Origin of the sequence: Leifsonia sp. RAF41 (assembly GCF_052114085.1) — a bacterium.
Taxonomy (GTDB): Bacteria; Actinomycetota; Actinomycetes; order Actinomycetales; family Microbacteriaceae; genus Leifsonia.
The window spans coordinates 1685524-1711598 of sequence record NZ_JBFREB010000001.1 but is presented as its reverse complement, the minus strand read 5'-3'; the positions used below and the strand labels follow the sequence as shown (position 1 = coordinate 1711598).

Below are 26075 nucleotides of genomic sequence, written 5' to 3'. Positions count from 1 at the left end.
AGGAAGTCGTCGGCAAGGGACAGCCGATCTGCGATCGCCTGATCCATAGCGTCATCGATGCTGCGACCGAGCGCAGATTCGATTGATACGCCCTCCTTTAGCAGCCCGATGTCCCGCGCGAGCATTTCAGAGAGCCGTTGCAGTCGCGATTCGTGTGGCAGCAAGACGGGCTCCTTTCGAATGCGTAGTAGGAACACTACTGAAAGCACGCGTTTTCGTGCCGCATCGAAAGGAGTGTCGCCACGCAGCGCCTCGGACGGACCTTTGCAGTGACTTGAGTAGGGCGGACGGGACTTGAACCCGTGACTACCCGATTATGAGTCGGGGGCTCTAACCAGCTGAGCTACCGCCCCGAGTCGACACGAGCGCCGACACGGCTTTAGACCACTTCGAACATACCGGATCTGCGGATTATCGAGCGACGACGCGTCTCAAGAGTGGAACGGAAAATCCCTGGGTTACTAGCCAAACGCGAAGGTACCACCGTAGATACCACTTGACCCGCCCACCCCTGCAAATGCTGCATTCTCAGGCGACGGTTGTGGGATTATGAGTTCCCTGCTCTGACCAGCTGAGCTACCGCCCCGATCGTGCGCTTATCCGGTCACTCCGGAGCGGGCACGCTGGGGGCCGCGTCCGTCACCGGGTCGGCCACCGGCTCACCACGATACAGGCTTTCGAAGGTGCTGATCGTGGTCTGGATGTCGTGCGCGGCGACGATGCGGAGCGATCCGCGCTTGAGCGTGTCGAGTTCGTCCTGGGGCAGCGTGAGGACGCTCTCCAGTTTGTCCGCGAGGTCCTGCGCGTCGCCGGGGCGGAACAGGTGGCCGTTCTCGCCGTCGTGCACCAGGTGCGGGAGAGCCATCGCGTCAGCGGCTACGACCGGCAGGCCGGAGGACATCGCTTCCATGGTCGCGATCGACTGCAGCTCGGCGATCGACGGCATGGCGAAGACCGTCGCCCGCGTGTACGCCTGGCGGAGTTCCTCGTCGCTCACGTAGCCGAGGAACTGCACCCGGTCGGCGATGCCCAGGTTCTCCGCCATGGCCTGGAGGTTCTTGAACTGGTCGCCGCCGCCGACGATCTGGAGGCGCGCGTCCAGGCTCTCGGGCAGCAGTTTGACGGCGTTGAGGAGCACGTCGATGTGCTTCTCGCCCGTGATCCGGCCGACGAAGAGGATGGTGTTGCCTGTGCGCGGAGAGAAGTCCGGCGTGTAGTTGTGCGCATCGATGCCGCAGGAGACCGCGTGGATGCCGCGGTCGCCGATCGCGGACACCAGGAATTCGGCTGCCTTCCGGGTGGGCGTGGTGATCGACTCCGCACGGTCGAAGCTCTTGCGCGCGTCGGCCCACGCCAACCGCACGAAGGTCTTCCGGAGGAACTTCGGAAGCAGCGTGAACTCGACGATGTTCTCGGGCATCACGTGGTTCGTGGCGACGATGCGGATGCCGCGCTTCTGCGCCTCGGCCGCGAGACCCCGGCCGATCACGATGTGGGACTGGAAGTGCACGACGTCCGGTTGGACAGAATCCAGAATCCGTCGTGCGTTCGCCTTGCTCGTCCAGGGGAGGGCGAAACGCAGCCAGTCGTGCGGGTACCAGCGCCAACTGCGGAGGCGGTGGGCCGTCATCTTGCTGCCCTCGTGCTCCTCCACCCAGGTGCCGTGCTTGCGGCTCGCGGCGGGGGCGACGATGTGGACGTCATGGCCGCGCTCCGAAAGGCCGGCGGCGAGACGCTCGGCGAAGCGGGCGGCACCATTGACATCGGGCGCGAACGTGTCGCATCCCATGACGATGGTCAGCGGCTTCTGGGCTGCCGGGGCGGGCGGGGTGGGATGCGGTCCGCTCGTATCAGGCACGTGGTTCGTTCCCTACGGTCGTGGTCGTCGGCTGGTGGATCCGGCGACGGCGTTCGCGGTCCGGGCTGTGGATGCGCCCGGTCGATTCAACGGCCTAGTCTAGGCGGCTTTCCCCGGCGACGTCCGCAATGCGGTCGGCCACCGGCGCGTCCGTGGACGACTGCGGGTGGTACTTCGCGAGCTGGAACACACCGAATATGGCCACCAAACCGGTCAGCGCGAAGCCGACCATCGCCCACCAGGGCGCACCGGCCGCCTCGTCGAGCACCACGATGCCGATGGTCACGGCGACCAGCGGGTCGATGACCGTGAGTCCAGCGATGACGAGATCCGGCGGGCCTGACGAGTAGGCGTTCTGCACGAAGTAGGCGCCCAGCACGGCAGCGAGCAGGAGTGCCACGATGCAGGCGACCAGGAGCCAGTCCCACTCCTGGAGCGAGATGCGCTCGATCGCGACCTTGGCGAGCGTTGCTACGAACCCGTAGAGGACGCCGGCACCGACGATGTACATGATCGCCTTGAACCTGTGTCGCAGGAACGCGAACAGCACTCCGAAGGCGATCAGCACCACCGCCAGGATGATCAGGATGACGACAAGGGCCCGCGTCGTCACCGGAAGGTCGCGTGCGAACACCGCGGCCAGCAGCACGAAGGCCCCGACACCGCTGACGCACAGCGTCACAGCGATCACCGACTGGTGATTCAGCTTCACCCCGCTGACGCGCGCGTTCAGGATGCTCGTGATCACGAGCCCGACCACGCCGAGCGGCTGCACCAGAATGATCGGCGACAGCTTCAGGCTGACCAGCTGGAAGACGATGGCGAGGCCGAGGAGCAGCGTCCCGATTACCCAGGACGGGCGGGCGAGCAGCAGACCCAGCTGGCGGAAGCTCAGTCCGCTCTCGGCGTGGCCTGCCGTGGCCTCCACCTTGGTGACGCCGTGATGCTGCAGCTGCGCGCCGACAGACAGGAAGCACGCACCGACGAGCGCGACCGGGATGCCCAGGAGCTGGCTGGGCTGATACGAGAGGTCGAAAGCGTCCATCAGTTCCGTACCCACCCCACGACCCTACCGGGAATGATCCGGATAGTCTTGCTGAATGGCCGTCCTCCCCATCCGGATCTCCGGTGACCCCGTGCTGCACTCCCCCGCACGCCCCATCGAAGAGATCGATGACGAACTGCGGACGCTCGTGGCAGACATGTTCGAGACGATGGACGAGGCACCGGGAGTTGGACTCGCCGGGCCGCAGGTCGGCGTGCCGCTGCGTCTCTTCGTGTACGGCTGGACGGATGACGACGAGGTGCAGCACCGCGGCGTCGCGATCAACCCGACGCTGTGGCAGAGCCCGCTGACGGTGGACGAACTCGACGAGGACAACGAGTCCGAGGGATGCCTGTCGTTCCCCGGCGAGCGATTCCCGCTTCGCCGCGCCGAACGCGTCATCCTGGAGGCCACCGACCTCGACGGCGAGAAGTACGAGGTACACGCCGACGGCTGGCTGGCGCGCATCTTCCAGCACGAGTACGACCACCTCGACGGCGTGATCTACGTGGACCGGCTGACGCATCCCTTCGGGAAGGCCGCGCAGAAGGTGCAGCGCAAGAACAGCTGGGGTGTCCCGGGGCTCAGCTGGCTGCCCGGGCGCGACCACCTGGAGGACTGAAGCCGCAGCAGGGCCGCCCACGCGGCTCGCTGGCGGTCACCGGCGCAGGTCGACGCCGTGCACGCCGTTGTGGTGCCGCAGGGCCGGGAATACGGCTGACAGGGTGAACCCGACGCCGGGGACGGTCTGCGCGTTCACCGTGCCGCCGAACAGGACCGCGCGCTCGCGCATCTCGATGATGCCTGCGCCCTCGTAATGCTCGGTGAGCGCACGGACGTCGTCGGCGATCGTGTAGGCGGTCGCCTGATCCACGCCGTCGCGGTCGAGGCCGAGGCGGCGCGCCGCCGCGCGGATACCGTCGTCTTCCACACTGACCTGGAGACCGTCGGCCGTCCATGAGAAAGCGACGGACGCGTTTGTGCCCGGTCCGCCGTGCTTGAGTGCGTTCTCCAGGCTCGTCTGCAGGATGCGGAAGACCGCGAGTTCTGCGCCCTGCCGGAGTTCGAAGCGGTCGCCGTTCTCGGTGAACGTGACGGCGAGCCCCGCATCCCGGAGCACGCGGAACAGATCGCGGGCGGAATGGAGGCTCGGCTGCGGGAGGGACGCGTCCTGCGCCTCGCGCGCGACAGCCTGGAGACGGCGCAGATCGCCGAGGGCATCGCGTGCGGTCGTCTCGAGTACGCCGACGGAGCGGACGGCGGCGGCCGGATCGGCGTCGGCCGCGAAGCGGACCCCCTCCGCGTGCGACACGAGCCGCGAGACGGACTGGATCGCGACGTCGCCCAGGTCGCCGATGATTCGGAACCGCCCGGCCTGCTCGGCCAGGTCGAGTTCGCGGTCGATGCGGTCCCACTCCGACTCCTGGCGGGTGTCGCGCAGGCGGATGCGGCGGGTGCGCTCCGCGAGCCACAGGCCGAGGAAGACCAGCGCGGCGACCAGGGCCACCACGGCGGCCACTGGGGCGATGACGTCCATCTTCCGTCCTTCCTGCCGCACGCGCCGCGCGGCCCGGTCGATACTACCGGGCGGCGCGGGGCCGAATCGCGGCGCGGCCGCCGCTGTGGAGAGCGGCGGCCGCTGTGCACAACTGTGACGGGATGGGCGCCACGGCGGCTGACTCAGGCCGTGTCGCGGTTGGCCCGCAGCACCTCCAGGCGTGCTCGGTACTCCTGCTCGTCGATGTCGCCGTTGGCGTACCGCTGCGCCAGCGTCTGCTCCGCCGAGCGTGTGCCGGCGTTCGGGCCCCAGCCGTTGTAGCCCCCGCGAGCCATGGCGGCGCGACGCCACCGTCGTCCGGCGAAGCCGAAGATCAGCACGAAGACGAGGATCCAGAAGATCGGGATGAAGATCCACCACCAGCCGACGAACGGCGGCCCGTACCCGACGTAGCAGGGCGCCGTCGTGACGGCGGTGGCCAGTGAGCTGAGCATGATGTGTCCAATCGGTGAGCGGTCCGCGCCAGTCGCGGACGGTGCTGCCAGCCTCGTCCGCCCGCCGCTCCCGCGAATCCGCCACCGGGAGCGTTCCCGCCTACTCCGGCGGGAGCACACGCCGTCGCGCCACTGACTCCCGAGTCGGCCCGACCGCAGTCACCCATCGCGGGAGAATCAACGTCTGGTCGCCTGAATCTCCTGCCGGACTGCCAATCGAAGGGGATTTCAGCCCGATTCTCCTTCGTTCTTCGTCGACGCCAAGCGCCCCCTGTCGGTACACCGCCCGCCGGACGTACGATTCCCGCATGGAGCAGGATGACGGACGCCACGACGCCCGCAACGACAACGACGACGGCGATCCGGACGACCCGCTGAGCCAGTACGAGAACGACCAGGCGGAGGACCGAGCGTCGCTGGAGCGCGAGGCCGGCCTCACGGCGTTCGGCGGCCCCACCTTCGGTCACCTCTTCGACCAGGCTCCGCGTGACGACGGTGGTTTCGACGCCGAGCACAACCCGTGAGTCGCCCGGGTGGCCGCCGGGTACTCCCCGGGGAGTAGCCCCGAGACGCCCCTCGGCGGACGTCCCGGCCGTGTGCCCTGATTAGCATGAGGAGATGCCCTGGAACACGCCCGCCGACAACGGCTCGGGCGCGCGCCCGGGGCGAACCGACAGCACGCGTGGCGCCGGCGCTGAAGGAATAAGCGCGGGCCCCACCCCCGAGACGGGATCGTGGCCCCGCCCACCGTGGTCCGGCCCGTCGTGGTCGGGCCCGTCGTGGTCCGGGCGCGGCCGCCCGCACGGCGCGCGCTGGTTCGCCGTGATCGTCGCAGCCCTCTTGCAGTTGCCGGGCCTGGTCATCGCCGCCCGGGATGCGACATACGACCCGGTCGCTCTCGGGTTCACCCTTCTTGCATTCGCGGCATCATTTGTTCTGCTCGCCGCGCGGAGTCATCCCGGCATCACCGTCGCGGTGGTGGCCGCTTTGTGCGCGCCGGCGATCGCGGTGACGACGGGGCCGCCCTTCTCCGCCGTTCCCCTCGCGATCGCCGTGGTGAGCGCTGTGGTCCGCGGAGCCCGGGTCTGGGTCTGGTGGACGCTCGCCGGATTCGCGGTGGTCGGGCCCGTCGCCGCCTATCTCATCCGCTCCCAGCCTGCGGCCATGATCCGGCCGCTCATCATCGCGCTCGTGTTGTGCCTGCTCGTCGGTGTCGGGGAGGCGTTGCGCAACCGGGGTGAGCGCTACCGGGAAGTCGCACGCACGATCGCCGCCCGACGTGAGGCGGCCGCCGAAGCCGAGCGGTTGCGCATCGCACGCGAACTGCACGACGTGCTCGCGCACTCGCTGTCGCAGATCAGTGTTCAGGCAGGGGTCGGACTCCACTTGTTCGACTCCCGGCCGGAGAAGGCCCGCGAAAGCCTGGAGGCGATCAAGATGACGAGCGGCCAGGCGTTGGAGGAGGTCCGCGGCGTGCTCGGGTTCCTGCGGGGCCCCGACGGGTACGCCGCCCGCTCCCCCGAGCCGGACCTCGCGCGCATCCCCGTCCTCGTGGAGACCTACCGCAAGGCAGGACTCGGTATCACGTACGAGAACGACCTGATGTCGACACCGTCCGCCGCGGCGCAGCTGGCGCTCTACCGCATCGTCCAGGAGTCGCTCACGAACGTCGGACGCCACGCCCAGGCGACCAGCGTGACGATCCGCCTCTCCGAAGGCGACGGCTGGTACGTGCTCACCGTCCAGGACGACGGCCGCGGACTGCCGGCCGACGCGGAATCCCGAACGACCGGCAGGGGCATGCTCGGGATGCGCGAGCGCGCCGAACTGCTCGGCGGCCGTTTCGAGGCGCAGACGCCCGACGGCGGCGGTCTGTTCGTGGAGGCGCGCATCCCTTCGACTGTGCCCCCTGCTCCCGCGACCGCGGAGGAACCATGATCCGGGTCCTGCTCGCCGACGATCAGCACCTGGTCCGGGCGGGTTTCCGTGCGCTGCTCGAAGCGGAGGACGACGTCGAGATCGTCGGCGAGGCGAGCACCGGGCGTGAGGCGGTGGACATCGCCGGCCGCACCCATCCCGATGTCGTGCTCATGGACATCCGGATGCCGGACGGCGACGGCCTGTGGGCCACCGGCGAGATCGTGGCCGATCCCGCCCTGGCCGGGACGCGCATCGTGATCGTGACCACGTTCGAGCTCGACGAGTACGTCGCCCAGGCGATCCTCGCCGGGGCGAGCGGGTTCCTGGTGAAGGACACCGAACCCGTCGAGCTGATCCGCGCGGTCCGCGTCGTGGCCGCCGGAGACGCCCTGCTCTCCCCCGGCGTCACCCGCCGCCTCATCGAGCGCGTGTCGGGCGGCCTGCGCCCCGCGCCGGACACCGCCCGCCTGGAGCAGCTCACCGAGCGCGAGCGCGAGGTGCTCGCTCTGGTGGCTCACGGACTGACGAACACCGAGATCGGCGAACGGCTCTACCTGAGCCCGCTGACCGCCAAGACGCACGTCTCGCGCATCATGAGCAAGTTGGATGCGCGCGATCGCGTGCACCTCGTGGTCCTCGCCTACGAGACGGGCCTCGTCCAGCCCGGCTGGCAGTAGGCGGGACACAGGCCGACACGCGCGCCTGCAAACACGGAAACCCCCGGCCTTCCGTAGAAGGCCGGGGGTTCCGGATGTGCTCCCCGACTTGGACTCGAACCAAGAACCTGCCGGTTAACAGCCGGCTGCTCTGCCAATTGAGCTATCGAGGAATGCTTGATCAGCGAAGCCACTCTAGCAAGGTTCGCGGCCGCTCCGGAAATCGGGCCACGATCCCGCGCGCGTCGAGTGTCAGTACCCCGCCTCGGTGTCGACGACCCCCACGAATCGCCCGTCGTCGAGGAACGCCTGCACGTTGAGTCGGATGCGCTCGGCGAGCAGTGGCGCCGTCATTTCGGGCGTATCGGCCTGATGCGGAGTGATGATGACGGCGGGTTCCTCCCAGAGCGGGTGGCCGTCCGGCAGCGGCTCCGGATCGGTGACGTCGAGTCCCGCACCCGCGATCTCGCCGCTCCGCAGGGCCGCGAGGAGCGCATCCGTGTCGACGAGGCCGCCGCGCGCGATGTTGACCAGGTAGGCCGTCTGCTTCATCGCGGCGAACTCCGGGGCGCCGAAGAGCTTGCGGGTTCCGCCGGTCAGGGCGGCCGCCACGACGACCAGGTCGGCAGACGGCAGCACCTCCCGGAGCTCGGCCGAGCTGACGGTCCGGGATGCGCCGGGCACCGGTGCGTCGGACCGGCGGACGATCGTGACCCGCGCACCGAACGGCTCGAGCAAGCGCATCAGCTCCAGTGCGATGCCGCCGGCGCCGACGATGACGACGTCGAGGCCGTACAGCGAGCGACCCTCGGGCTCGGTCGCCCACGATCGGGCGCGCAGCCGCGTCGGCAGCACCCGGAGCAGGGCCAGGCTCAGCACCAGCGCGTGCTCGGCGACCGGCTGGGCGTATGCCCCCTTCGCGCTGGTCCAGACGAGGCCTGGTCGGCTCTCCGACGCCAGGATGTCCGCGAACGCGTCGACCCCGGCGAATGGCAGCTGCACCCAGCCGATGGCAGGATGCGCCTCCAGCACGGCCGGGAACGACGCGGCATCCTTGTTCGACAACCACACCACGCCGCGCGTCCGGTCGGACAGCGGCTCGACCGTGCCGCCCGCCGCTTCGACAGCGTCGACGAACTGCTGCTCCGCTTGCGGGAGGACCGCGATCGGCCCAGCCTCTGGGCGCCGGTCAGCGGGAACCGCCGTGACCTCGTCCGCCATCACAGCGCGGTGCCTTGGCGCCGAGCTCTCTGTCCTCTGCTCCGAACCCACTGTGTCTCCGCTCATCCGTTGTCCTTGGTCGCCCGTCGGGTGGCCGCCCGCTGCGGGCGCCGTTCGGTCCGCGGCTGCGGCGGCTTCAGCGCACGGGCCAAGCCGGCGACGTAGGGGTGCGTCGGGTCGGCAAGCACCTCCTCGATCGGGCCGAAGCCGACCGGCCGGCCGCCCTGCAGCACGAGAGAGGTGTCGGTCGCGCGCCGCAGCACGGCGAGGTCGTGACTCACCACGACGGCGGAGAAGTCGGGGTGCGAGCGCAGCTGCGCGAGCAGGTCGATCACCGCATCCCGCACGGTCGCATCGATCCCGGCCGTCGGTTCGTCGGCGATCAGGATGCTGGGGCCGAGCACCAGCGCCCGGGCGAGCGCGACGCGCTGCCGCTGGCCGGAGCTCAACTCGTACGGGTACTTGTTCAGCACGCTGAGCGGGAGGTGGACCGTGTCCAGCATGGTCGCCGCCCGCTCCCCCGCCGCCCGCCGCGGGTAGTGCTCATCGCGCTCGAAGATCGGCAGGGTCACGTTGTCCTGCACCGAGAGCGACGGCTCCAGGGTCGCGGCCGCCTCCTGCGGCAGGTAGCCGACGTGGAACGTCACCTCCGCCAGGTCGCGCTTGCGCGCCTTCCGGAGGCGGTGACCCAGAACCGACGCCTCGCCGCCGCTGATCCGCGGACCCGGATCGGAGGCACGCGGCGCGAGGACGTGCCCCGCCAGCACCTGCGCGAGGGTGCTCTTGCCCGAGCCGGTTTCGCCGAGGACCCCGAGCACCTGCCCGTGTTCGAGGCGGAAACTCACCCCGCGCAGGGCCACGCACGACGCGCTGGGGCCCCGCGCGGGATATTCGACGGACAGGTCGCTGACGACGATGGCGGGCTCGGAACTCACACCTTCGACCCTATGCGGTCTCCGTCTGCAAGCGGTGCAGTTCCTTCCGCCGGTCGGCCTGTTCGATCGGATCCGGCACCGGAAGGGAGGCGAGCAGTCGCTGCGTGTAGGCCTCCTGGGGGTTGCCCAGCACCTCGGCGCCGGTGCCCTCCTCCACCAGGCGGCCGCGGTGCAGCACCGCGATCCGGTCGGCGAGCAGGTCGACGACGGCGAGGTCGTGGCTGATGAACAGCGACGCGAAGCCGAACTCCTTCTGCAAGTCCGCGAAGAGCTCCAGCACGCGCGCCTGCACCGAGACGTCGAGGGCCGAGGTCGGCTCGTCGGCGATCAGGAGGCGCGGCTCGAGCGCGAGGGCCCGCGCGAGGCTGGCGCGCTGGCGCTGGCCGCCGGAGAGCTCGTGCGGGAACCGGTCACCGTAGGCGCGGGGTAACTGCACCGCTTCCAGGAGCTCGTCGACGCGGTGTCGCGCGTCGGCGGCCGACGATGCGCGTCCATGCACCACCAGCGGCTCCGCGACGCAGTCGGCAATGCTGAGCAGCGGGTTGAAGCTCGACGCCGGATCCTGGAACACGAACCCGATGTCCCCGCGCACCTTGCGGAACTGACGCTCCCGCACGCCGTTCATCTCCTGGCCGAGCACCTCCAGCGAACCGCCGGTGACCCGGTTGAGTCCCGCGATGGCCCGCCCGATGGTCGTCTTGCCGGAACCGGACTCGCCCACCAGGCCGAGCACCTCGCCCGGACGGATCTCGAACGAGACACCGTCGACCGCCATGAACCCAGGGCGGCCCAACCGGCCCGGGTACTGGATGCGCAGGTCGCGCGCCTGGACGACGGGCGCCTGCTCGGGCCGCTCGGCACGCGCGATGGCGCGGTCCTGGGTGGCGACGAGTCCCTGACCGATCTTCGGCACCGCGGCCAGGAGCTGCTGCGTGTACTCGGCCTGCGGCGACGCGAACAGCGTCTTCACATCCGCCTGCTCCACCAGCTTGCCCTGGTACATGACTGCGACCCTGTCGGCCAGATCGGCCACCACGCCCATGTTGTGGGTGATGAGCACGATGGCCGCGCCGAACTCGTCGCGGCAGCGGCGCAGCAGGTCGAGGATCTCGGCCTGCACCGTCACATCCAGCGCCGTCGTGGGCTCGTCGGCGACGATCAGGCCCGGGTTCAGCACCAGCGCCATCGCGATGACGATGCGCTGCTTCTGGCCGCCCGAGAACTGATGCGGGTAGTACTTCACCCGCAGCTCCGGTTCCGGGATGCCGACACGGTCGAGGATCTCGATCGCCTTCGCCCGCGCCTCCTTCTTCGACATCTTCGAGTGGGCGCGCAGGCCCTCCGCGATCTGCCAGCCGACCGTGTAGACGGGGTTCAGCGCCGTGGACGGCTCCTGGAACACCATCGCCACGTCCGTCCCGCGCACCGCCCGCAGCTGACGCTTGCTGAGACGGACGATGTCCGCCTCGCTCGCGCCGTCCCGGCTGCGGAGGATCACGGCACCGGCCGCGGTCGCAGTCTCCGGCAGCAGCCCGAGGATGGTCTTCGCGGTCACCGTCTTTCCCGAGCCGGACTCGCCGACGATCGCCAGGACCTCCCCCGGCGACACCTGCAGCGAGACGTCGTCGACCGCCTTCACGGCGCCGGCGTCGGTTGCGAAAGACACCGACAGGTTCTTGATCTGTACGACATCGCTCATGGCCTGACCTCGATTCCGTGCTCGTCGAACGTCTCGCCGCTCTCCAGTCCGTCCAGTCCGCCCGGACCCGCAGTCAGCGGACCACCGGGGACGACTGAGGTCTCGGCGACTTCACCGGACGCGACCGCGGCGCGCCGGCGCCCGCGCAGACGCGGGTCGGCCAGGTCGTTGAGGCTCTCGCCGACCAGGGTGATGCCGAGCACCACCAGCACGATGGCGAGGCCCGGGTAGATCGAGGTCCACCAGATGCCGCTCGTGACGTCATCCAGGGCCTTGTTCAGGTCGTAGCCCCACTCGGCTGCGGCCGTCGGCTCGATGCCGAAGCCGAGGAAGCCCAGCGCCGCGAGCGTCAGGATGGCCTCCGACGAGTTCAGCGTGAAGATCAGCGGCAGTGTGCGGGTGGAATTGCGGTAGACGTGACGGAACAGGATCCGGCTGCTCTTGGCGCCGATGACCTTCGCCGCCTCGACGTACGCCTCGTTCTTGATCCGCACGACCTCGGACCGGATGACCCGGAAGTACTGCGGGATGTAGACGACGGTAATCGAGATCGCCGCCGCGAGGATGCCGCCCCAGAGGCTGGACTGACCGCCGCTGATCGCGATCGCGATCACGATGGCCAGCAGCAGCGACGGGAACGCATAGATCGCGTCGCAGACGACCACGAGGACGCGGTCGAGCCAGCCGCCGAAGTAGCCGGAGACCAGTCCCAGCAGAACGCCGATGAAGATCGAGAAGACGACCGCGACGATGATCACCAGGATGGCGGTCTGGGTTCCCCAGATGACGCGCGAGAACACGTCGTAGCCGCCGGAGGTGGTGCCCCAGATGTGCTCGGGACTCGGCGGCTGCTGCGCGCCGAACGACCCCTGCGCATCGCGGAGCTGGGCGAACCCGTACGGGGCGATGAGTGGCGCAAAGATGGCCACCAGGATGAACAGCACGGTCAGGATGAGTCCGGTGACCAGCATCCCGCGCTGGAGACCGACGCTCTGTCGCAGCTGGTGGACGACCGGGAGCCGGTCGCGGAGCCTGCGCTTCTTCTGTGCAGGGACCGTCTGAGTGGTTTCCGTCCGGGTCATGTCAGTACCTCACCCTCGGGTCGATGAGCGCGGCGATGACGTCCACCACGAAGTTCGTCAGCGTGACGATGACCGCGAGGAGAACCACCATGCCCTGCACGGCGACGAAGTCGCGGGCCTGGACGTAGTGCACCAGCTGGAAGCCGAGGCCCTTCCACTCGAAGGTCGTCTCGGTCAGCACGGCGCCGCCGAGGAGCAGGGCGATCTGCAGGCCGATCACCGTGATGATCGGGATGAGCGCCGGGCGGTACGCGTGCTTGCGCACCAGGCGGAACTCGCTGACGCCGCGCGAGCGCGCCGCATCCACGTAGTCGGTGGACAGCGTCCCGATCACGTTCGTCCGGACCAGGCGCAGGAAGATGCCGGCGGTCAGCAACCCCAGCGTGATGGCCGGGAGGATGGCGTGCGTGAGCACGTCGCTGATCACAGCCGGGTCACCGGTCTGGAAGGCGTCGATCAGGTAGATGCCGGTCTTGTTCTCGAGCGTCTGGAGTTCGAGCTCCGAGCTCGTGGAAGCGCGGCCGGCGACGGGGAGCCAGCCCAGCCAGATGGAGAAGACCAGCTTCAGCACCATTCCGGCGAAGAAGACCGGTGTGGCGTAGCAGAGGATCGCGAAGATGCGGAGAGTCGCATCCTGCCCCTTGTCGCGGAAGTAGCCCGCGACCATCCCGAGCGGGATGCCCACGATGAAGGCGACGATGAGGGCGTAGAAGGCCAGCTCGAGAGTCGCCGCGCCGTAGTGGATGAGCACCTGGGTGACCGGCTGGTGGTCGGAGAACGTGGTTCCGAAGTCGCCGCGCAGCAGCTGTCCGAGGTACTCGAAGTACTGCACGAGGAGCGGGCGGTCGAAGCCGGCCTGTGCGATGCGCTCGTGCAGCTGCGCCGGCGGGAGCTTTCCGCCGAGGGAAGCGGTGATCGGGTCACCCGTCGACCGCATCAGGAAGAAGACGACGGTGACCAGGATGAAGATTGTGGGGATGATGAGGAAGGCGCGGATGATCAGGTAGCGGCCCAGGCCGCCTCCCGACCGTCGCTTCGCCTTCGTCCGCTCGGGACCGGGGGCGGTCCCCGCGCCCGCGGTGCTGACAGTCGCTGTCATGGAAGCCAATCGTGGTGGTTCGTGGAAAAGGGGTGGCTCGCCGCGTGAGCGAGCCACCCCCCGGTACGGCTCAGAGCGTGTTGCTCGTCGCCGAGGTTACTTCGAAAGCGCCGCGTAACGGAACTTGAACGAGGCGTCGAGCGTCTTGTCGGCGCCGGAGACGTTCTTGCCCACGATCGCGATCTGCGAGCCCTGCAGCAGCGGCAGGGTGCTCAGGTCGGCGCCCACCTTGGCCTGGATCTCCTCGATCAGCTTGGTGCGCGCGTCCTTGTCGGTCGTGCCCGCCTGCTTCGCGATGAGGTCCTGGACCTCGGCGTTGTCGTAGTGGTTCGCCAGGAAGTTGTCCTTGATGAAGAACGGCGACAGGTAGTTGTCGGCGTCGGAGTAGTCCGGGAACCAGCCCAGCTGGTAGGCCGGGTAGACGTCCGCGGTGCGGTCCTTCGAGTACTGGACCCACTCGGTCGACTGCAGGTTGACCTTGAACAGGCCGCCGTTCTCCAGCTGCTCCTTCACGAGCGCGTACTCGTCACCGGAGGACGGACCGTAGTGGTCCGGGTTGTACTGGAGGTTCAGCGCCACCGGGGTGGTGACCCCGGCCGCCTGCAGAGCCGCCTTCGCCTTGTCCAGGCTCGGACCGCCGTTGCCGTCGCCGTACAGGTCCTTCAGCACCGTGGTGGCGCCGGTCAGACCGTCCGGAACGAACGAGTACAGCGGGGTGTAGGTGCCCTTGTAGACCTGGTCGGCGATGGCCGCGCGGTCGACGAGGTCGGCTGCCGCCTGACGCACCGCGAGAGCCTTCTTCGGGTCTGCCTCTGGCGTGGTGGCGCCGAAGGGCTGGGTGTTGAAGTTGAAGACGATGTAGCGGGTCTCGCCGCCCGGTCCCTTCACGACCTTGACCTTGTTGTTGCCTTCGAGGCTTGAGATGTCGGTCGCCGACAGGCTGCGGTAGGCGACGTCGATGGCGTTCTTCTGGATGTCGAGCTTCAGGTTCGACGACTCCGCGTAGTACTTGACGTTGACCTTGGCGGTGGCCGGCTTGCCGAGGATGCCCTTGTAGCCGTCGAACGCCTTGTACGCGATCAGGTTGTTGAAGTCGTACGACGTGATGTCGTACTGTCCGGCGAACGCGTGACCCTTCACGATGGTGTTGTCGGCGGTGACCTTGTCTGCCGAGAAGACCTGCTCGTCGACGATCGGGCCGGCCGGGCTGGAGAGCACCTGCGGGAAGGTCTGGTCGTTCGGGACCTTGAGCTTGAAGACGACGGTGGTCTTGTCCGGGGCGGACACACTGTCGAGGTTCGCCAGCAACGACGCAGGACCGTTGGGGTCGTTAATCTTGATCTGGCGGTCGAAGGTGAACTTCACATCAGACGAGGTGAGGTCGTGGCCGTTGGCGAACTTGAGGCCCGGCTTGAGCTTCACCGTGTACTCGGTCGGCGACGTGTAGTCGGCGCTCTCGGCGATGTCCGGCTTGACGTCCGGGCTCCCGTAAGGGGTGTTCAGGAGGAACGGGTAGACCTGGTTCATGACGGCGAACGAGCCGTTGTCGTACGAGCCGGCCGGGTCGATGGACGTGATCTTGTCGGTGGTGCCGACCGTGATCGCGCCGCCGCCGCCGGAGCCGTTGTTGCTACCCGAGCAGCCGGCGAGCACCAGCGCCGCGGCCGCGAAAGCGGCGGAGACGGCGAGTATGCGCCGACCGCCGTTGTGTGCGGATGTCATATCCGAGTACCTCTTCCTGGTGTGGGATGCGCGTGAACGTCGCCGCAGACATGCGTGATCGCCATTCGCGTGAGAACTTCCTAGCACGGAATGCTCATGGAACACGCATTCTGATGCGGATCCGGCCGCGATCTTTACACAGGCGCAACAAAAGAGCGCTTGTCGTTGCGCAGGGCGATGGAATCCGCAGTCGGCCGTGTCGCGCTATTCGCCGCGGAGGCGGCGTCGTTCGGTCTCGATCGCGACCATGGCGAAGGAGATCTGGCGGCGCACCTCCGGATCTTCCGTCCGGCCCAGCCGTGACGTCAGTTCGGCCTTCTCGCGCAAGAGGTCACGGTCGATCAGCCCGTCCACGATCGATCGCGCGTAGCGTCCGGGGTCACCGCCCTGAGGCAGCGCAGCGACGGCGAGGGCGTTCACGGTCTGCGCGTACGCCTGCGGCACCTCGGTGAGGACGCGATCCACCCATCCGGGCGCCGACATGGTCGCGAGCTGACTGGCGATGGCGTCGCGGACGACCGCGTGCGTCGGATTGACGAACGGCACCTGCACGGCGCGGGCGGCGCGTTCGGCGCCCACCTCGCCGGGGAGCTGCAGGAGGACCATCAGGCTCTCGCGCTCGGTGCGCTGCGTCGGGTCGGTGAGGTCGGCCTGCGGAAGACGCTGCGGTTCGGGGGCGCCGTCCGGTGCGCTCGCGTTCCGGTTGCGCGGGTCTCCGTTCTCCCGTCCAGCGTTCCGCCCGTCGCGAGAGCCTGTGCTGCGTTGTGCCGCGCGGACGGCGCGGATCGTGTCCTGCAGGTCCGCGCCGGAGAGCCGGGCGAGTTCGCGCGTGTAGCCGTTCTGCGAGGCCGGATCGCGGATCGTCGCCACGATCGGTGCTCCTGCACGCAGGGCGGCGGTGCGGCCCTCCACGGAGTCGAGGTCGAAACGCTCCACCACCTGGCGGATCATGAACTCGAACATGGGCTTGCGGCCATCGATCATGCGACGGACGGCGTCGTCGCCCTTGGAGAGTCGCAGGTCGCAGGGGTCGAGGCCGTCCGGACCGACCGCGACGTACGTCTGGGCCGAGAATCGCTGCTCTTCGCCGAACGCGCGGGTGGCTGCCTTCTGGCCCGCCGCATCCGGGTCGAAGGTGAAGATGACGGACCCTTGGCTGGAGTCGTCGCCCATCACCCGGCGGATCACCTTGATGTGGTCGACTCCGAACGAGGTTCCGCAGGTGGCGACGGCCGTCGTGATCCCGGCCAGGTGGCACGCCATGACGTCGGTGTAGCCCTCGACGACGACCACCTGGTCCTGGCGCGAGATGTCGCGTTTGGCGAGGTCGAGCCCGTACAGCACCTGGGCCTTCTTGTAGACCGGGGTCTCGGGGGTGTTGAGGTACTTCGGGCCCTTGTCGTCGTCCAGCAGCCGGCGCGCACCGAAGCCGATGGTCTGTCCCGTGACATCGCGGATCGGCCAGATCAGGCGACCGCGGAACCGGTCGTAGACGCCGCGGTCGCCCTGCGACACGAGGCCCGCGGTGGCCAGCTCCTCCTGCGTGAACCCCTTGCTGCGGAGGTGCTTGGTGAGCTCGTCCCAGCTCTTGGGGGCGAAGCCGACACCGAAATGCGAGGCCGACGCGGAGTCGAACCCGCGATCCCCCAGGAAGCGGCGGCCCGGTTCGGCGTCAGGCGCGGACAGGCGGTCGCGGAAGAACTCCTCCGCCGCGGAGTTCGCCGCCAACAGGCGCGCACGGTTGCTGGAGCCGTCTGACGGTCCGCCGCCGCCCTCTTCGTAGTGCAGCTGATAGCCGATGCGGGCTGCGAGCCGTTCCACTGCGTCCGTGAACGTGACGTGGTCCATCTTGAGCAGGAACTCGTAGACGTCGCCGCCCTCGCCGCAGCCGAAGCAGTGGTAGCGGCCGACGCCCGGACGGACGTAGAAGCTGGGGCTCTTTTCGTCGTGGAACGGGCAGAGCCCCTTGAGCGCACCGACGCCGCCCGTCTTCAAGCTGACGTAGTCGCCGACGATGTCGCCGATGTTGGTACGGGCCTTGACCTCTTCGATGTCGCTTTGTCGAATCCGGCCTGCCATGCTCTCGATTCTAGTGAGCCGGACCGACGCTCATCCCCGATCCACCCGATAGGACTCCGGGCGGACTGAGTCACTCCCCCGGCGGGCGCCTCCGTCGCGTGTTCTGCGCGATCTCGATGATGGCGCAGAAGACCTCGATGCCGACCCGGAGGAGCAGCACGGAGAGCATCGCGCCCACGAGCGTGATCAGCACACCGAAGAGGAAGACGAACGCACCGATCGGGGCGTGCGTGGCGATCGCGGACGTCAGCGAGTTCGCGAAACCCACCACGATCCCGAGGCCGATGAGCACGAGACCGACGACGTAGACGGGCCCAGCGAGCTTGCGGGTGACGTAGTTCGTGAAGCTGAAGTCGAACAGCGACGAGAAGAACCGGGAATCGTCGAGCCGGTCGGCGAGCTCGTTCACCGTGCGTCCGTGCGACGCCTGGTACGCGCCTGCGTCGGCGGAGGTGCCGTCGGCAGACGCGGAAGGGGCGTCAGCGTGCTCTGCCGTTGCAGAGGCCGGGAGGTCGGAGCCGGTGACCGACGCAGCGCCGGCGAGGCGCTCCGTCTCGACGGTCGTAGCGTCGGGGGTCGCCGGGGCGGATGACGTGCTCGCCGCCTCGACGGTGCCGAGCGTCTCGCTTGCAGTCGCATCCACTGGGGGCTGCTCCGGTGTGGCGGCCGACGCGCCCGCGTACACCTCGGCGGCGGTGGGCAGACGCTTCGTCGCTGCGGTGTCGGTCTCCTCGAGCGGCTCGGCCGGGGAGGACGACGTGTCGCCGGAGACGGCAGCGGCAGCGGCCGCGGCCCCGGCCGCAGGAACTGCGGCGGCTGCGGATTGCGTGGATGCGCCCGCGAGCGGTTGACGGGCTCCGAGCGTGGCGTCCATGATGTCGGGCGCCTCGCCCTCGGGAGCGATCGCGGCGGGCCTGACGGTCGTGCGTCTGGTGCGCGGCGTCGACGGCTTCTTGGCGGCAGGCTTAGCGGCGGCCGGCTTCGCGGCGGCGGGCTTCGCGCCGGCGGGCTTCGCGCCAGCAGCGGGCGCCGCAGCGGCGGCCGACTTCGCACCCGTTGCCGGCTTCGCACCGGTTGCGGCCTTCGCACCGCCTGCCGTCTGAGCCGTCGATGCGGACTCGGTTCCGGCGGAAGCGCGCGGCGCGCGGCGGGGAGTCTCCGGCGTTGCCGGGATCGCCTCGGTCGACGCGCCCTCTGCTGGGCGGTCGTCGTCCGACGGCGGTAGTGCGCTGCTCATTGGTTTCCTCCCGGGGGCCTGGTCTCCAGCATTCTGCACAGCGCCCCGGTATTCAAGCCCGGTTGTGCGCGCATCCGCTCGTCGCCGTTCATCAGTGCTGGACGAGTCGTTCGTACCAGCTGAGGGCCGACTGGTCGGTGAGGCTGGCCACCTGGTCGACGACCACGCGCCGCCGTTCCCGGTCGGTTCCGGCGTCGCGCCAGTCTTCGGCGAACCCCGGGTCGAGCTCGGCCGGCCCGCGCTGGTACAGCAGGTCGGCGAGGGTCGTGAGGATCTGCCGCTGCTGCGCGTAGATCGGCTGACGCGTGTTCTTCGACATGACGAAGGTGGCGACGATGCCCTTGAGCACGGCGATCTCGGCCCGGATGCCGAGCGGAACGACGACGTCGGCGCCGAAGCGGATCAGGTCGGTCCGCTCCGCCGACTCCTTCGTCGCATGCACGGCCGCGTGCGCGAAGCGCCCGATCAGCTGGCTGGTGAGGTTCTTCAGCCGCGCCTGCGAGCGGCGGGAGCCATCCCAACCGTCGAGCCAGATATCCATGCTGTCGAGCCGGTCGAAGGCCTCGATCAGTTGCTGGTGGCTGACCTCTCCGCCCACCCACTCGTGCATGGACTCGACGAGGTCTTCGTGATCGACCCTACTGCCGAGCGCAGCGACGTCGATGTAGCCGTTGACCACGGCGTCTTCGAAGTCGTGAACCGAGTAGGCGATGTCGTCGGAGAGATCCATGACCTGCGCCTCGATGGAGCGCTGCCGTTCGGGCGCGCCGGCGCGCATCCACTCGAACACGGCGTGGTCGTCGTCGTAGAAGCCGAACTTGGCGCGGCCGCTGGGGTCGGGGATCGAGGAGGACGCCGGCCACGGGTACTTGCAGCTCGCGTCGAGGCTCGCCCGGGTGAGGTTGAGGCCGTAGGGGCGCCCGTCACGGCCGAACACCTTCGGCTCGATCCGGCTGAGCAGGCGAAGGGTCTGCGCATTGCCTTCGAAGCCCCCGATGTCATCCGCCCAGGAGTTGAGCGCGCGTTCGCCGTTGTGACCGAAGGGAGGGTGCCCGATGTCGTGGGCGAGGCACGCGGTGTCGACGATGTCGGGGTCGAGCCCCAGGCTGTTCGCGAGCTCGCGGCCGACCTGCGCAACCTCAAGCGAGTGCGTCAGGCGGTTGCGGGCGAAGTCGAGCCCGGCCGTCGGACTGAGCACCTGCGTCTTCGCCGCCAGGCGGCGGAGCGCGCTCGAATGCAGCAGGCGGGCGCGGTCGCGCGCGAAGTCGCTGCGCCGGTTCGAGTGGTGTTCCGGCAGCCAGCGCTCGCGATCGTGCTCGCTGTAGTCGGGGGTCGACTCGTCGCGTGGGCCGTGATCGTGCCTGCTCGCATCGTTGCGCGTGCTCGCCGCGATGTCATCCGCCACTGTTGTGCACCTCCGCCTCGGAGACCTCAGCGCGCTGGACGCCGTCGAGCTCGCGGCTCTGCAGCCAGCCGTCGGGCAGGGCGGGGCGCTTCGGGGACCCCGCGCGACCCCGCTGGCCCTCCGCGGCCTCGCCCGGATACTCCTGGTCCCAGTCGAGGGTGGCGAGCAGGTCGTCGAGGTGCTGAAGAGTGTCGACGGTCGCCAGGCCGGCGCGCAGGTCGCCTCCGACCGGGTATCCCTTGAAATACCAGGCGACGTGCTTGCGGATGTCGCGACAGCCGCGCTCCTCGCTGTCGAAGAACTCGACGAGGAGTTCGGCGTGCCGTCGGAACGTCTGTGCGACCTGCCCGAGCGTCGGGTGCGCTTGGGCGGCCTCCGCCTCGGCTGTGCTGATCTCGCCCGCCCTGGCACGGAACGCGGCGGCCAGGTCGCCGAACAGCCACGGCCGCCCGAGGCAGCCGCGGCCCACCACGACGCCGTCGCAGCCGGTCTCATCCATCATCCGGAGCGCATCGGCCGCCGACCAGATGTCGCCGTTGCCGAGCACAGGAGTGGAGGTGATCGTCTCTTTGAGCTTCGCGATGGCCGACCAGTCGGCGTGACCCGAATAGAACTCCGCGGCCGTGCGGGCGTGCAGTGCCATGGAGGCGACGCCGGCGCCTTCTGCGATGCGCCCGGCTTCGAGGTAGGTCAGGTGGTCGCCGTCGATGCCCTTGCGCATCTTGATGGTGAGCGGGATGTCGCCCGCGGCCTCGACAGCCCCCTCGATGATCTCGCGGAACAACCCCAGCTTCCAGGGGAGCGCTGCCCCGCCGCCTTTACGCGTCACCTTCGGCACCGGGCAGCCGAAGTTGAGGTCGATGTGGTCGGCCCGGTCTTCCGCGACCAGCATGGTCACCGCTTCGCGGACCGTCACCGGATCGACGCCGTACAGCTGGATGGAGCGCGGGGTCTCCGACTCGTGGTGCGTGATGAGCCGCAGTGACTCGGGGGTGCGCTCGACGAGGGCGCGCGACGTGATCATCTCGCTCACGTAGAGGCCCGCGCCGAACTCGCGACACAGCCGCCGGAACGCGGTATTGGTGATCCCGGCCATCGGCGCGAGGACCACGGGCACGTCGAGCGCCAGCGGACCGATGGTCAGCTGGGGGGCGTGGCTTATCGTTGCAGTGGTAGACATCTCACTCGATTCTCCCAGAAAGCGTGCTGAGCTATGGCCGAGAGCCCGGAATCTGTGGACTACTCCCCCGACGGTGGAGAACTGCGCCCCGGTCGTGAGCGTGTGACGGCGGATGCGGAGGCGCGCGACATCGACATCCGCATCGTCGAGCGGCCTGCCGCGCGGAGCCTCGCGGAGGCGGCGGAGCTGCTCGGGCTCCAGCCCTCGGACATCGTCAAGACGCTGGTCGTCAAGCGGAGCGACGATACGTTCGTCTTCGCGCTCGTCCCCGGTGGACGCAAGATCGCCTGGCCGAAACTGCGCTCGATACTCGGCGTGAACAAGCTGCAGCTGCCGGACGCATCGGTCGCCCTCGCCGCGACCGGTTACGAGCGCGGCACCATCACGCCGTTCGGGAGCACGACCGCGTGGCCGGTCATCGCGGACGCGACGATCCCCGGCCGCACCATCGCCATGGGCGCTGGCGAGCACGGCTACTCTCTCTTCGTGTCGGCTGACGCGGTCATCGCCGCCTACGGCGCCACCGTCGCCGATATCACCGACCCCGAGTAGCGACCTAGTTGACACAACACGCCGTCTGCCATGGCGATGGGACGACGCGTTGCGTCAACCACGTCGTGGCCTGTGGATAACCGCAGGCGCCGATTGCGGAAGCGTGACAGCCTGTCGCGATGCAAGAGATCGGGCTCGGGACGCATTTCACCACCTCCGCAGCACAGCAGGCGGGGGCCTCCCGTTCGCGACTTCGCCGGTCCGATCTGGTGGCGCCGCATCACGGTGTACGCGCCACCCAGAGCCCCGACGACGTCGTGAGTCGATGTCGTGCCTTCCTGCCTGCCATGTCCAGTCGAATGGTGTTCAGCCACGTGACCGCGGCTCAGCTGCACGGGTTGCCGCTACCTCGCGACGTGCTGCGGAACGACGACCTTCACGTGTCGGCGCGGGCGCCGACACGTGCTCCGCGTCATCGGGGGGTCAGAGGCCACCAGGCGCACTTAGGGGATGGCGATGTGGTGTTCGTGCACGGTCTTCCGGTTGTCACACCCGTCGAATCGTGGTGCCAACTCGCTTCAACGCTCGACGAAGGCGCGTTGGTCGTTTACGGCGATGCGCTGGTCCGCCGCAAGTCCCCGTTGGCCACCGTGAATGAGCTCGCAGCAGCAGTGAACGCGGGTCCGGGTCGGCCGGGGGTGCCGCGCTTACGTCGCGCGTTGGCTCAGGTCCGGTCGCGTACGGATTCGCCGTTGGAGACGATCCTCCGTCTCGCCATCATCCGCGCCGGCTTACCGGAGCCGCTCGTGAACTACCAGATCCTCACCGGCGAAGGCGAGGTAGTGGCGCACGGTGACCTCGTTTACCCTCAGGCGCGCGTCGTGATCGAGTACGACGGCGACCATCACAGGACCGATGCTCGCCAATATCACCTGGACGTCGACCGTCTTTGGAAGATTCAGTCGCTCGGATGGAAGGTGGTGCGCATCAACAGCACGCACCTCGCATCTGACGCGGCGGAGGCCGTCCGAAGGATCCGGCTTGCATTCTCCGTCTAGCTGACGCAACGCGCCGCCGCGACCGCAGGTACGGCGGCGTGTTGTGTCAACCAGATCACGGGAGGGCGCAGGTGTCGCCGTCGCAGACGGCGGCGGGGGCGCCGAGTCGGATGAGCGTGGGGCGCGGGGCGGGCGCCGCCGGCGCCGCCGACGCCTCCGGGGCGGTCACGCGGTCACCGCGGTGCGCTCGGTCCAGACCTGCTCCAAGACCTGGGCGAACGTCTGCGCGTCCTGGGCACCGGAGACGCCGTACCTGCCGTCGATCACGAAGAAGGGGACTCCGTTGATTCCGTACTCGCCGGCCGTCTGCTGGTCGGCCCGCACCGCAGGCAGGTATTGCGACGACTCGAGAGCCTCGAGCGCCTCCGCGCGGTCGAGGCCGACCTCGGCGGCCAGGTCGGCCAGGTCGGCGCTGCGGCCGACGTGGCGGCCCTCCACGAAGTAGGCGCGGAACAGGCGCTCCGCCAACTCCAGCTGCTTGCCGTGCGCCTTCGCGAAGTGCAGCAGCTCGTGCGCCTTGACCGTATTGGTGTGCTTGAGGGTGTCGAAGTCGTAGTCAAGTCCGACCGACGACGCGATACCGGTGACGCGCTCCAGCATCTGCTCGACCTGGCCCGCGGGCATACCCTTGTGGCCGGCCAGGAAGTCGACCTCGCTGCCCTCGAAGTCGACCGGGGTGTCGGGCGACAGCTCGAACGAGTGGTACTCGACCTCGACGCCACGGCCGTCACCGGCCCCGGCGAACAGGCCGCTGCCGGCCTCGAACTTGCGCTTACCGATGTAGCACCACGGGCACGCGATGTCGGACCAGATGTCGATCTTGATGGGTTCGCTCACACCAGGGGCAACATGCTGCAGCGCTGCACTTATTCCGTGGCACCTATCCCGCGATACCTACTCCGCTGCGGAACCGGCCGTAGGCGCATCCACCGCTCCCCCGAATCTCCGACTACGCCGCAGGTAGAGGTCTACCGCATCCCACAGGTCCTTCCGGCTGAAGTCCGGCCAGAGCGTGTCCAGGAACACCATCTCGGCGTAGGCGCTCTGCCAGAGCAGGAAGTTGCTGGTCCGCTGCTCGCCCGAGCTGCGCACGAACAGGTCCACGTCGGGCATGTCCGGGAGGTAGAGGTGACGTTGGATGGTCTTCTCGCTCACCGCGGACGGCTTCAACCGACCGGCGGCCACGTCGTCCGCAATGGAGCGCACCGCGTCAGCGATCTCGGTACGGCCGCCATAATTCACGCACATGGTCAGCGTCAGCACGTCGTTGCCGGCCGTGAGCTGCTCGGCGTACTGCAGCTCCTTGATGACCGAGGACCACAGCCGCGGCTTCCGGCCCGCCCAGCGGACGCGCACACCCCACTCGTTCAGCTGGTCGCGGCGGCGATGCAGCACCTCGCGGTTGAAGCCCATCAGAAAGCGCACTTCGTCGGGCGAGCGCTTCCAGTTCTCGGTGGAGAACGCGTACACGCTGAGGTGCTTGACGCCCGCCTGGATGGCGCCGGCCACCACATCCAGCAGGGCGGCCTCTCCGGCGCGATGGCCCTCGATGCGCGTGAGGCCCTGCCGGTTGGCCCAGCGTCCGTTGCCGTCCATGACGATGGCGACGTGCGATGGGACGCTCCCCTTCGGAAAGGCGGGCGGGTACACCCCGGTCCAGTCGAGGGGGCGGTACTCGACCGCATCCTTGTGCGTGTAGGCCTTGGGGCTCATCCACTCGCCTTCTGATCGGTGCGGTCGGCGCTGGCGCTGCCATCTACTCGGTCGTGCTGCACGTGCTGCAATGAACGCAGCCCGCGCTCCAGGTGCCACTGTGTGTACGCCGCGACCACGCCGTTCGCCCGATTGCGGGTCGTCTCGGGTGCCGCTTCTGCCTCATCCCAGTCTCCGCTCAGCAGCGCACCGAGCAGGGCGATCGTGTCGGCGTCGACCCGCGGCGCGCCCTGGGGGGCGCAGTCGTCGCACACGACCCCGCCGAGCTGGACGACGACGGACGTGTGAGGACCCGGGGCACCGCACCGCGAGCAGTCCTGGAAGCTGGGAGCCCATCCCGCGAGGGACAGCGCGCGGAGCAGGTACGAGTCGAGGGTCAGCCCGGGGCCGTGCTCGTGCCGGGACAGCGACCGCAGCGCTCCGACGAGCAGGAGGTACTGCTGCAGGGACGCCTCAGCATCCGTCAGCCGGTCCGCCGTCTCGACCATCGCGTTCGCGGCGGTGTAGCTGGCGTAGTCGTCGGCGATCAGAGCACCGTACGCGCCGAGCGTCTCGGCCTGGGTGACGATGTCGAGGCTGCGGCCCTCGTACAGCTGGACGTCGGCGACCATGAACGGCTCCAGCCGCGACCCGAAACGCGAGGCGGTGCGCCGCACGCCCTTCGCCACCGCGCGGATCTTGCCGTGCTGGCGGCTGAGCATGGTGACGATACGGTCGGCCTCGCCCAGCTTGTGGGTCCGGAGCACGACGGCTTCATCACGATAGGTGGGCACACTCCAGTATCGCGCCTGCGGCTGACAACGAGGCGGATGCGCGGCCGTCGCGCCGTCGGCGCCTTGCGCTCCACCGCGCATGGTACATATGGGAGGTGAGCACCACCGCCCTGGCCATCCCCCTCTGGGGCGACCTCATCGCCGTGGGCGTGGGCAGTCTCCAGGGCGCGATGTTCGCCTCCGGTTTCCGCGACCGCCGCCTCGACCTGCTCGGCATCGCGATCATCGGTGTCGCCACCGGCGTGGGTGGCGGTCTGCTGCGCGACATCCTGCTCAACGTCACGCCGGTGGCGCTGCAGTCGAACTGGTACCTGCCCAGCACCATCGTCGCCGCACTGCTCGGGATGCTGCTGATCCGGCTGTTCCGCCGGCTCGACCCGATCATCACCTTCCTCGATGCGCTGACGATCGGGCTGTTCGGCGCGATCGGGGCGACGAAGGCGCTCGCGCTCGGCCTGCCGGAGGTGCCTGCCGTCTTCGTGGGCGTGGTCTCGGCGGTCGGGGGCGGCATCCTGCGCGACCTGCTGCTGAACCTGCCCATCGCGGTCATGCACGTCGGCTCGCTATACGCGGTCGCGGCCGGCGCCGGCACCATCGTGCTGGTGGTGATGGTGGGCCTGGGCGTGCCGATCATCCCCGCCGCGATTGTCTGCGTCGTGGTGACGCTGGCGATCCGGCTGCTCGCCGTCCGCTTCGGCTGGAGCCTGCCGGAGCAGCGCGAGCTGGGCCGGCTCCCCCGGATGCGCTGGCCGCGGCTGCGTCCGCCCGCGCGAAGTGACGACAGCATCACCGAACGCACGGATACAGGCACCATCCCGCGCTATCGCATCGACAAGGGCGAATAGGAAACGGAGGTGGTCACGACCCGAGCGAGTCGTGACCACCTCCGTTTTCGCGGAACGGGACAGC

24 protein-coding genes and 2 tRNA genes are annotated in these 26075 nt (G+C 68.8%); 7 read left to right on the top strand and 19 right to left on the bottom strand.

The window, feature by feature from the left end:
* Window positions 1–279: 279 nt before the first annotated feature.
* The 3 genes from AB4Y74_RS08200 to AB4Y74_RS08190 all read right to left on the bottom strand — a co-directional run bounded on the left by AB4Y74_RS08200 (window position 280) and on the right by AB4Y74_RS08190 (window position 2918).
* A tRNA-Ile gene (locus AB4Y74_RS08200) sits at window positions 280–353 on the bottom strand.
* A gap of 251 nt (window positions 354–604) precedes the next feature.
* Complete coding sequence (locus tag AB4Y74_RS08195; RefSeq protein ID WP_441798607.1) at window positions 605–1858, bottom strand: glycosyltransferase; 1254 nt, start codon at window positions 1856–1858, stop codon at window positions 605–607.
* A gap of 94 nt (window positions 1859–1952) precedes the next feature.
* Window positions 1953–2918, bottom strand: coding sequence for a multidrug DMT transporter permease (locus AB4Y74_RS08190; protein WP_441798606.1), 966 nt, complete (start codon window positions 2916–2918; stop codon window positions 1953–1955).
* 40 nt (window positions 2919–2958) lie between these two features.
* Between AB4Y74_RS08190 and def the strand changes: the two genes are divergently transcribed.
* Window positions 2959–3525 carry a peptide deformylase gene (def, locus tag AB4Y74_RS08185; RefSeq protein ID WP_441798605.1) on the top strand — a complete coding sequence of 189 codons (567 nt, stop codon included), beginning with the start codon at window positions 2959–2961 and terminating at the stop codon, window positions 3523–3525.
* 36 nt (window positions 3526–3561) lie between these two features.
* Here def and AB4Y74_RS08180 read toward each other — a convergent pair whose 3' ends face one another.
* Complete coding sequence (locus AB4Y74_RS08180; RefSeq protein WP_441798604.1) at window positions 3562–4440, bottom strand: sensor histidine kinase; 879 nt, start codon at window positions 4438–4440, stop codon at window positions 3562–3564.
* A gap of 143 nt (window positions 4441–4583) precedes the next feature.
* Entirely contained in the window at window positions 4584–4895 is a 312-nt protein-coding gene (locus AB4Y74_RS08175; RefSeq protein WP_441798603.1) for an SHOCT domain-containing protein, read from the bottom strand.
* A 308-nt stretch (window positions 4896–5203) separates the two neighbouring features.
* Between AB4Y74_RS08175 and AB4Y74_RS08170 the strand changes: the two genes are divergently transcribed.
* The 3 genes from AB4Y74_RS08170 (at window position 5204) to AB4Y74_RS08160 (ending at window position 7492) form a co-directional block, all read left to right on the top strand.
* Entirely contained in the window at window positions 5204–5419 is a 216-nt protein-coding gene (locus tag AB4Y74_RS08170; RefSeq protein ID WP_441798602.1) for a hypothetical protein, read from the top strand.
* Window positions 5420–5513: 94 nt separating this feature from the next.
* Window positions 5514–6833 (top strand): sensor histidine kinase, encoded by a 1320-nt coding sequence (locus tag AB4Y74_RS08165; RefSeq protein WP_441798601.1) that lies wholly within the window; start codon window positions 5514–5516, stop codon window positions 6831–6833.
* A complete protein-coding gene (locus tag AB4Y74_RS08160; protein ID WP_441798600.1) occupies window positions 6830–7492 on the top strand; it encodes a response regulator in 663 nt (220 codons plus the stop codon). Before AB4Y74_RS08165 ends, AB4Y74_RS08160 begins: the two co-directional genes overlap by 4 nt.
* A gap of 79 nt (window positions 7493–7571) precedes the next feature.
* On the opposite strand, the gene AB4Y74_RS08155 is transcribed toward AB4Y74_RS08160, so the two are convergent.
* From AB4Y74_RS08155 to dusB, 11 genes are all read right to left on the bottom strand, one after another.
* Window positions 7572–7644 (bottom strand) — tRNA-Asn (locus AB4Y74_RS08155).
* 79 nt (window positions 7645–7723) lie between these two features.
* Window positions 7724–8692, bottom strand: coding sequence for a D-isomer specific 2-hydroxyacid dehydrogenase family protein (locus AB4Y74_RS08150; RefSeq protein ID WP_441800415.1), 969 nt, complete (start codon window positions 8690–8692; stop codon window positions 7724–7726).
* Between the two features lie 62 nt (window positions 8693–8754).
* Entirely contained in the window at window positions 8755–9627 is an 873-nt protein-coding gene (locus AB4Y74_RS08145) for an ATP-binding cassette domain-containing protein (RefSeq protein ID WP_441798599.1), read from the bottom strand.
* Window positions 9628–9637: 10 nt separating this feature from the next.
* Window positions 9638–11326, bottom strand: a complete 1689-nt coding sequence (locus AB4Y74_RS08140; protein ID WP_441798598.1) for an ABC transporter ATP-binding protein — start codon at window positions 11324–11326, stop codon at window positions 9638–9640.
* Window positions 11323–12408, bottom strand: coding sequence for an ABC transporter permease (locus AB4Y74_RS08135; protein ID WP_441798597.1), 1086 nt, complete (start codon window positions 12406–12408; stop codon window positions 11323–11325). The genes AB4Y74_RS08140 and AB4Y74_RS08135 overlap by 4 nt, the downstream gene beginning before the upstream one ends.
* A gap of 1 nt (window position 12409) precedes the next feature.
* Window positions 12410–13507 carry an ABC transporter permease gene (locus tag AB4Y74_RS08130; RefSeq protein ID WP_441798596.1) on the bottom strand — a complete coding sequence of 366 codons (1098 nt, stop codon included), beginning with the start codon at window positions 13505–13507 and terminating at the stop codon, window positions 12410–12412.
* 96 nt (window positions 13508–13603) lie between these two features.
* Window positions 13604–15229: an ABC transporter substrate-binding protein gene (locus AB4Y74_RS08125; protein WP_441798595.1), complete on the bottom strand. Its 1626-nt coding sequence runs from the start codon at window positions 15227–15229 to the stop codon at window positions 13604–13606.
* A 204-nt stretch (window positions 15230–15433) separates the two neighbouring features.
* Window positions 15434–17308: a DNA primase gene (gene dnaG, locus AB4Y74_RS08120; RefSeq protein ID WP_441798594.1), complete on the bottom strand. Its 1875-nt coding sequence runs from the start codon at window positions 17306–17308 to the stop codon at window positions 15434–15436.
* A gap of 70 nt (window positions 17309–17378) precedes the next feature.
* A complete protein-coding gene (locus tag AB4Y74_RS08115; protein WP_441798593.1) occupies window positions 17379–18545 on the bottom strand; it encodes a DUF4282 domain-containing protein in 1167 nt (388 codons plus the stop codon).
* Window positions 18546–18636: 91 nt separating this feature from the next.
* Complete coding sequence (locus AB4Y74_RS08110; protein ID WP_441798592.1) at window positions 18637–19950, bottom strand: deoxyguanosinetriphosphate triphosphohydrolase; 1314 nt, start codon at window positions 19948–19950, stop codon at window positions 18637–18639.
* Window positions 19940–21130, bottom strand: a complete 1191-nt coding sequence (gene dusB, locus AB4Y74_RS08105) for a tRNA dihydrouridine synthase DusB (protein WP_441798591.1) — start codon at window positions 21128–21130, stop codon at window positions 19940–19942. The genes AB4Y74_RS08110 and dusB overlap by 11 nt, the downstream gene beginning before the upstream one ends.
* A gap of 33 nt (window positions 21131–21163) precedes the next feature.
* Between dusB and AB4Y74_RS08100 the strand changes: the two genes are divergently transcribed.
* On the top strand, window positions 21164–21682 hold the full coding sequence (locus AB4Y74_RS08100) for an aminoacyl-tRNA deacylase (RefSeq protein ID WP_441798590.1): 519 nt from the start codon (window positions 21164–21166) through the stop codon (window positions 21680–21682).
* Between the two features lie 119 nt (window positions 21683–21801).
* Window positions 21802–22680, top strand: a complete 879-nt coding sequence (locus AB4Y74_RS08095; RefSeq protein ID WP_441798589.1) for a DUF559 domain-containing protein — start codon at window positions 21802–21804, stop codon at window positions 22678–22680.
* A 165-nt stretch (window positions 22681–22845) separates the two neighbouring features.
* Here AB4Y74_RS08095 and AB4Y74_RS08090 read toward each other — a convergent pair whose 3' ends face one another.
* From AB4Y74_RS08090 to recO, 3 genes are read right to left on the bottom strand one after another with little or no spacing between them, the layout of a single operon-like run.
* On the bottom strand, window positions 22846–23517 hold the full coding sequence (locus AB4Y74_RS08090; protein WP_441798588.1) for a DsbA family oxidoreductase: 672 nt from the start codon (window positions 23515–23517) through the stop codon (window positions 22846–22848).
* 57 nt (window positions 23518–23574) lie between these two features.
* The gene (locus tag AB4Y74_RS08085) at window positions 23575–24393 is read right to left on the bottom strand and encodes an isoprenyl transferase (RefSeq protein WP_441798587.1); all 819 of its coding nucleotides are present in this window, start codon (window positions 24391–24393) and stop codon (window positions 23575–23577) included.
* Entirely contained in the window at window positions 24390–25166 is a 777-nt protein-coding gene (gene recO, locus AB4Y74_RS08080; protein ID WP_441798586.1) for a DNA repair protein RecO, read from the bottom strand. The genes AB4Y74_RS08085 and recO overlap by 4 nt, the downstream gene beginning before the upstream one ends.
* A gap of 95 nt (window positions 25167–25261) precedes the next feature.
* Between recO and AB4Y74_RS08075 the strand changes: the two genes are divergently transcribed.
* Window positions 25262–26011 carry a trimeric intracellular cation channel family protein gene (locus tag AB4Y74_RS08075; RefSeq protein ID WP_441798585.1) on the top strand — a complete coding sequence of 250 codons (750 nt, stop codon included), beginning with the start codon at window positions 25262–25264 and terminating at the stop codon, window positions 26009–26011.
* Window positions 26012–26075 lie beyond the last annotated feature (64 nt).

Excerpts from the sequence above, each read along its gene's own strand:
- AB4Y74_RS08125 (WP_441798595.1), bottom strand. The coding sequence starts at position 15,229 with ATGACATCCGCACACAACGGCGGTCGGCGCATACTCGCCGTCTCCGCC.
- AB4Y74_RS08160 (WP_441798600.1), top strand. The coding sequence starts at position 6,830 with ATGATCCGGGTCCTGCTCGCCGACGATCAGCACCTGGTCCGGGCGGGT.
- AB4Y74_RS08100 (WP_441798590.1), top strand. The coding sequence starts at position 21,164 with ATGGCCGAGAGCCCGGAATCTGTGGACTACTCCCCCGACGGTGGAGAA.
- AB4Y74_RS08180 (WP_441798604.1), bottom strand. The coding sequence starts at position 4,440 with ATGGACGTCATCGCCCCAGTGGCCGCCGTGGTGGCCCTGGTCGCCGCG.
- dusB (WP_441798591.1), bottom strand. The coding sequence starts at position 21,130 with ATGTCTACCACTGCAACGATAAGCCACGCCCCCCAGCTGACCATCGGT.
- def (WP_441798605.1), top strand. The coding sequence starts at position 2,959 with ATGGCCGTCCTCCCCATCCGGATCTCCGGTGACCCCGTGCTGCACTCC.
- AB4Y74_RS08130 (WP_441798596.1), bottom strand. The coding sequence starts at position 13,507 with ATGACAGCGACTGTCAGCACCGCGGGCGCGGGGACCGCCCCCGGTCCC.
- AB4Y74_RS08095 (WP_441798589.1), top strand. The coding sequence starts at position 21,802 with ATGCAAGAGATCGGGCTCGGGACGCATTTCACCACCTCCGCAGCACAG.
- AB4Y74_RS08085 (WP_441798587.1), bottom strand. The coding sequence starts at position 24,393 with ATGAGCCCCAAGGCCTACACGCACAAGGATGCGGTCGAGTACCGCCCC.
- AB4Y74_RS08170 (WP_441798602.1), top strand. The coding sequence starts at position 5,204 with ATGGAGCAGGATGACGGACGCCACGACGCCCGCAACGACAACGACGAC.
- AB4Y74_RS08165 (WP_441798601.1), top strand. The coding sequence starts at position 5,514 with ATGCCCTGGAACACGCCCGCCGACAACGGCTCGGGCGCGCGCCCGGGG.
- dnaG (WP_441798594.1), bottom strand. The coding sequence starts at position 17,308 with ATGGCAGGCCGGATTCGACAAAGCGACATCGAAGAGGTCAAGGCCCGT.
- AB4Y74_RS08115 (WP_441798593.1), bottom strand. The coding sequence starts at position 18,545 with ATGAGCAGCGCACTACCGCCGTCGGACGACGACCGCCCAGCAGAGGGC.
- AB4Y74_RS08175 (WP_441798603.1), bottom strand. The coding sequence starts at position 4,895 with ATGCTCAGCTCACTGGCCACCGCCGTCACGACGGCGCCCTGCTACGTC.
- AB4Y74_RS08135 (WP_441798597.1), bottom strand. The coding sequence starts at position 12,408 with ATGACCCGGACGGAAACCACTCAGACGGTCCCTGCACAGAAGAAGCGC.
- AB4Y74_RS08140 (WP_441798598.1), bottom strand. The coding sequence starts at position 11,326 with ATGAGCGATGTCGTACAGATCAAGAACCTGTCGGTGTCTTTCGCAACC.
- AB4Y74_RS08150 (WP_441800415.1), bottom strand. The coding sequence starts at position 8,692 with ATGGCGGACGAGGTCACGGCGGTTCCCGCTGACCGGCGCCCAGAGGCT.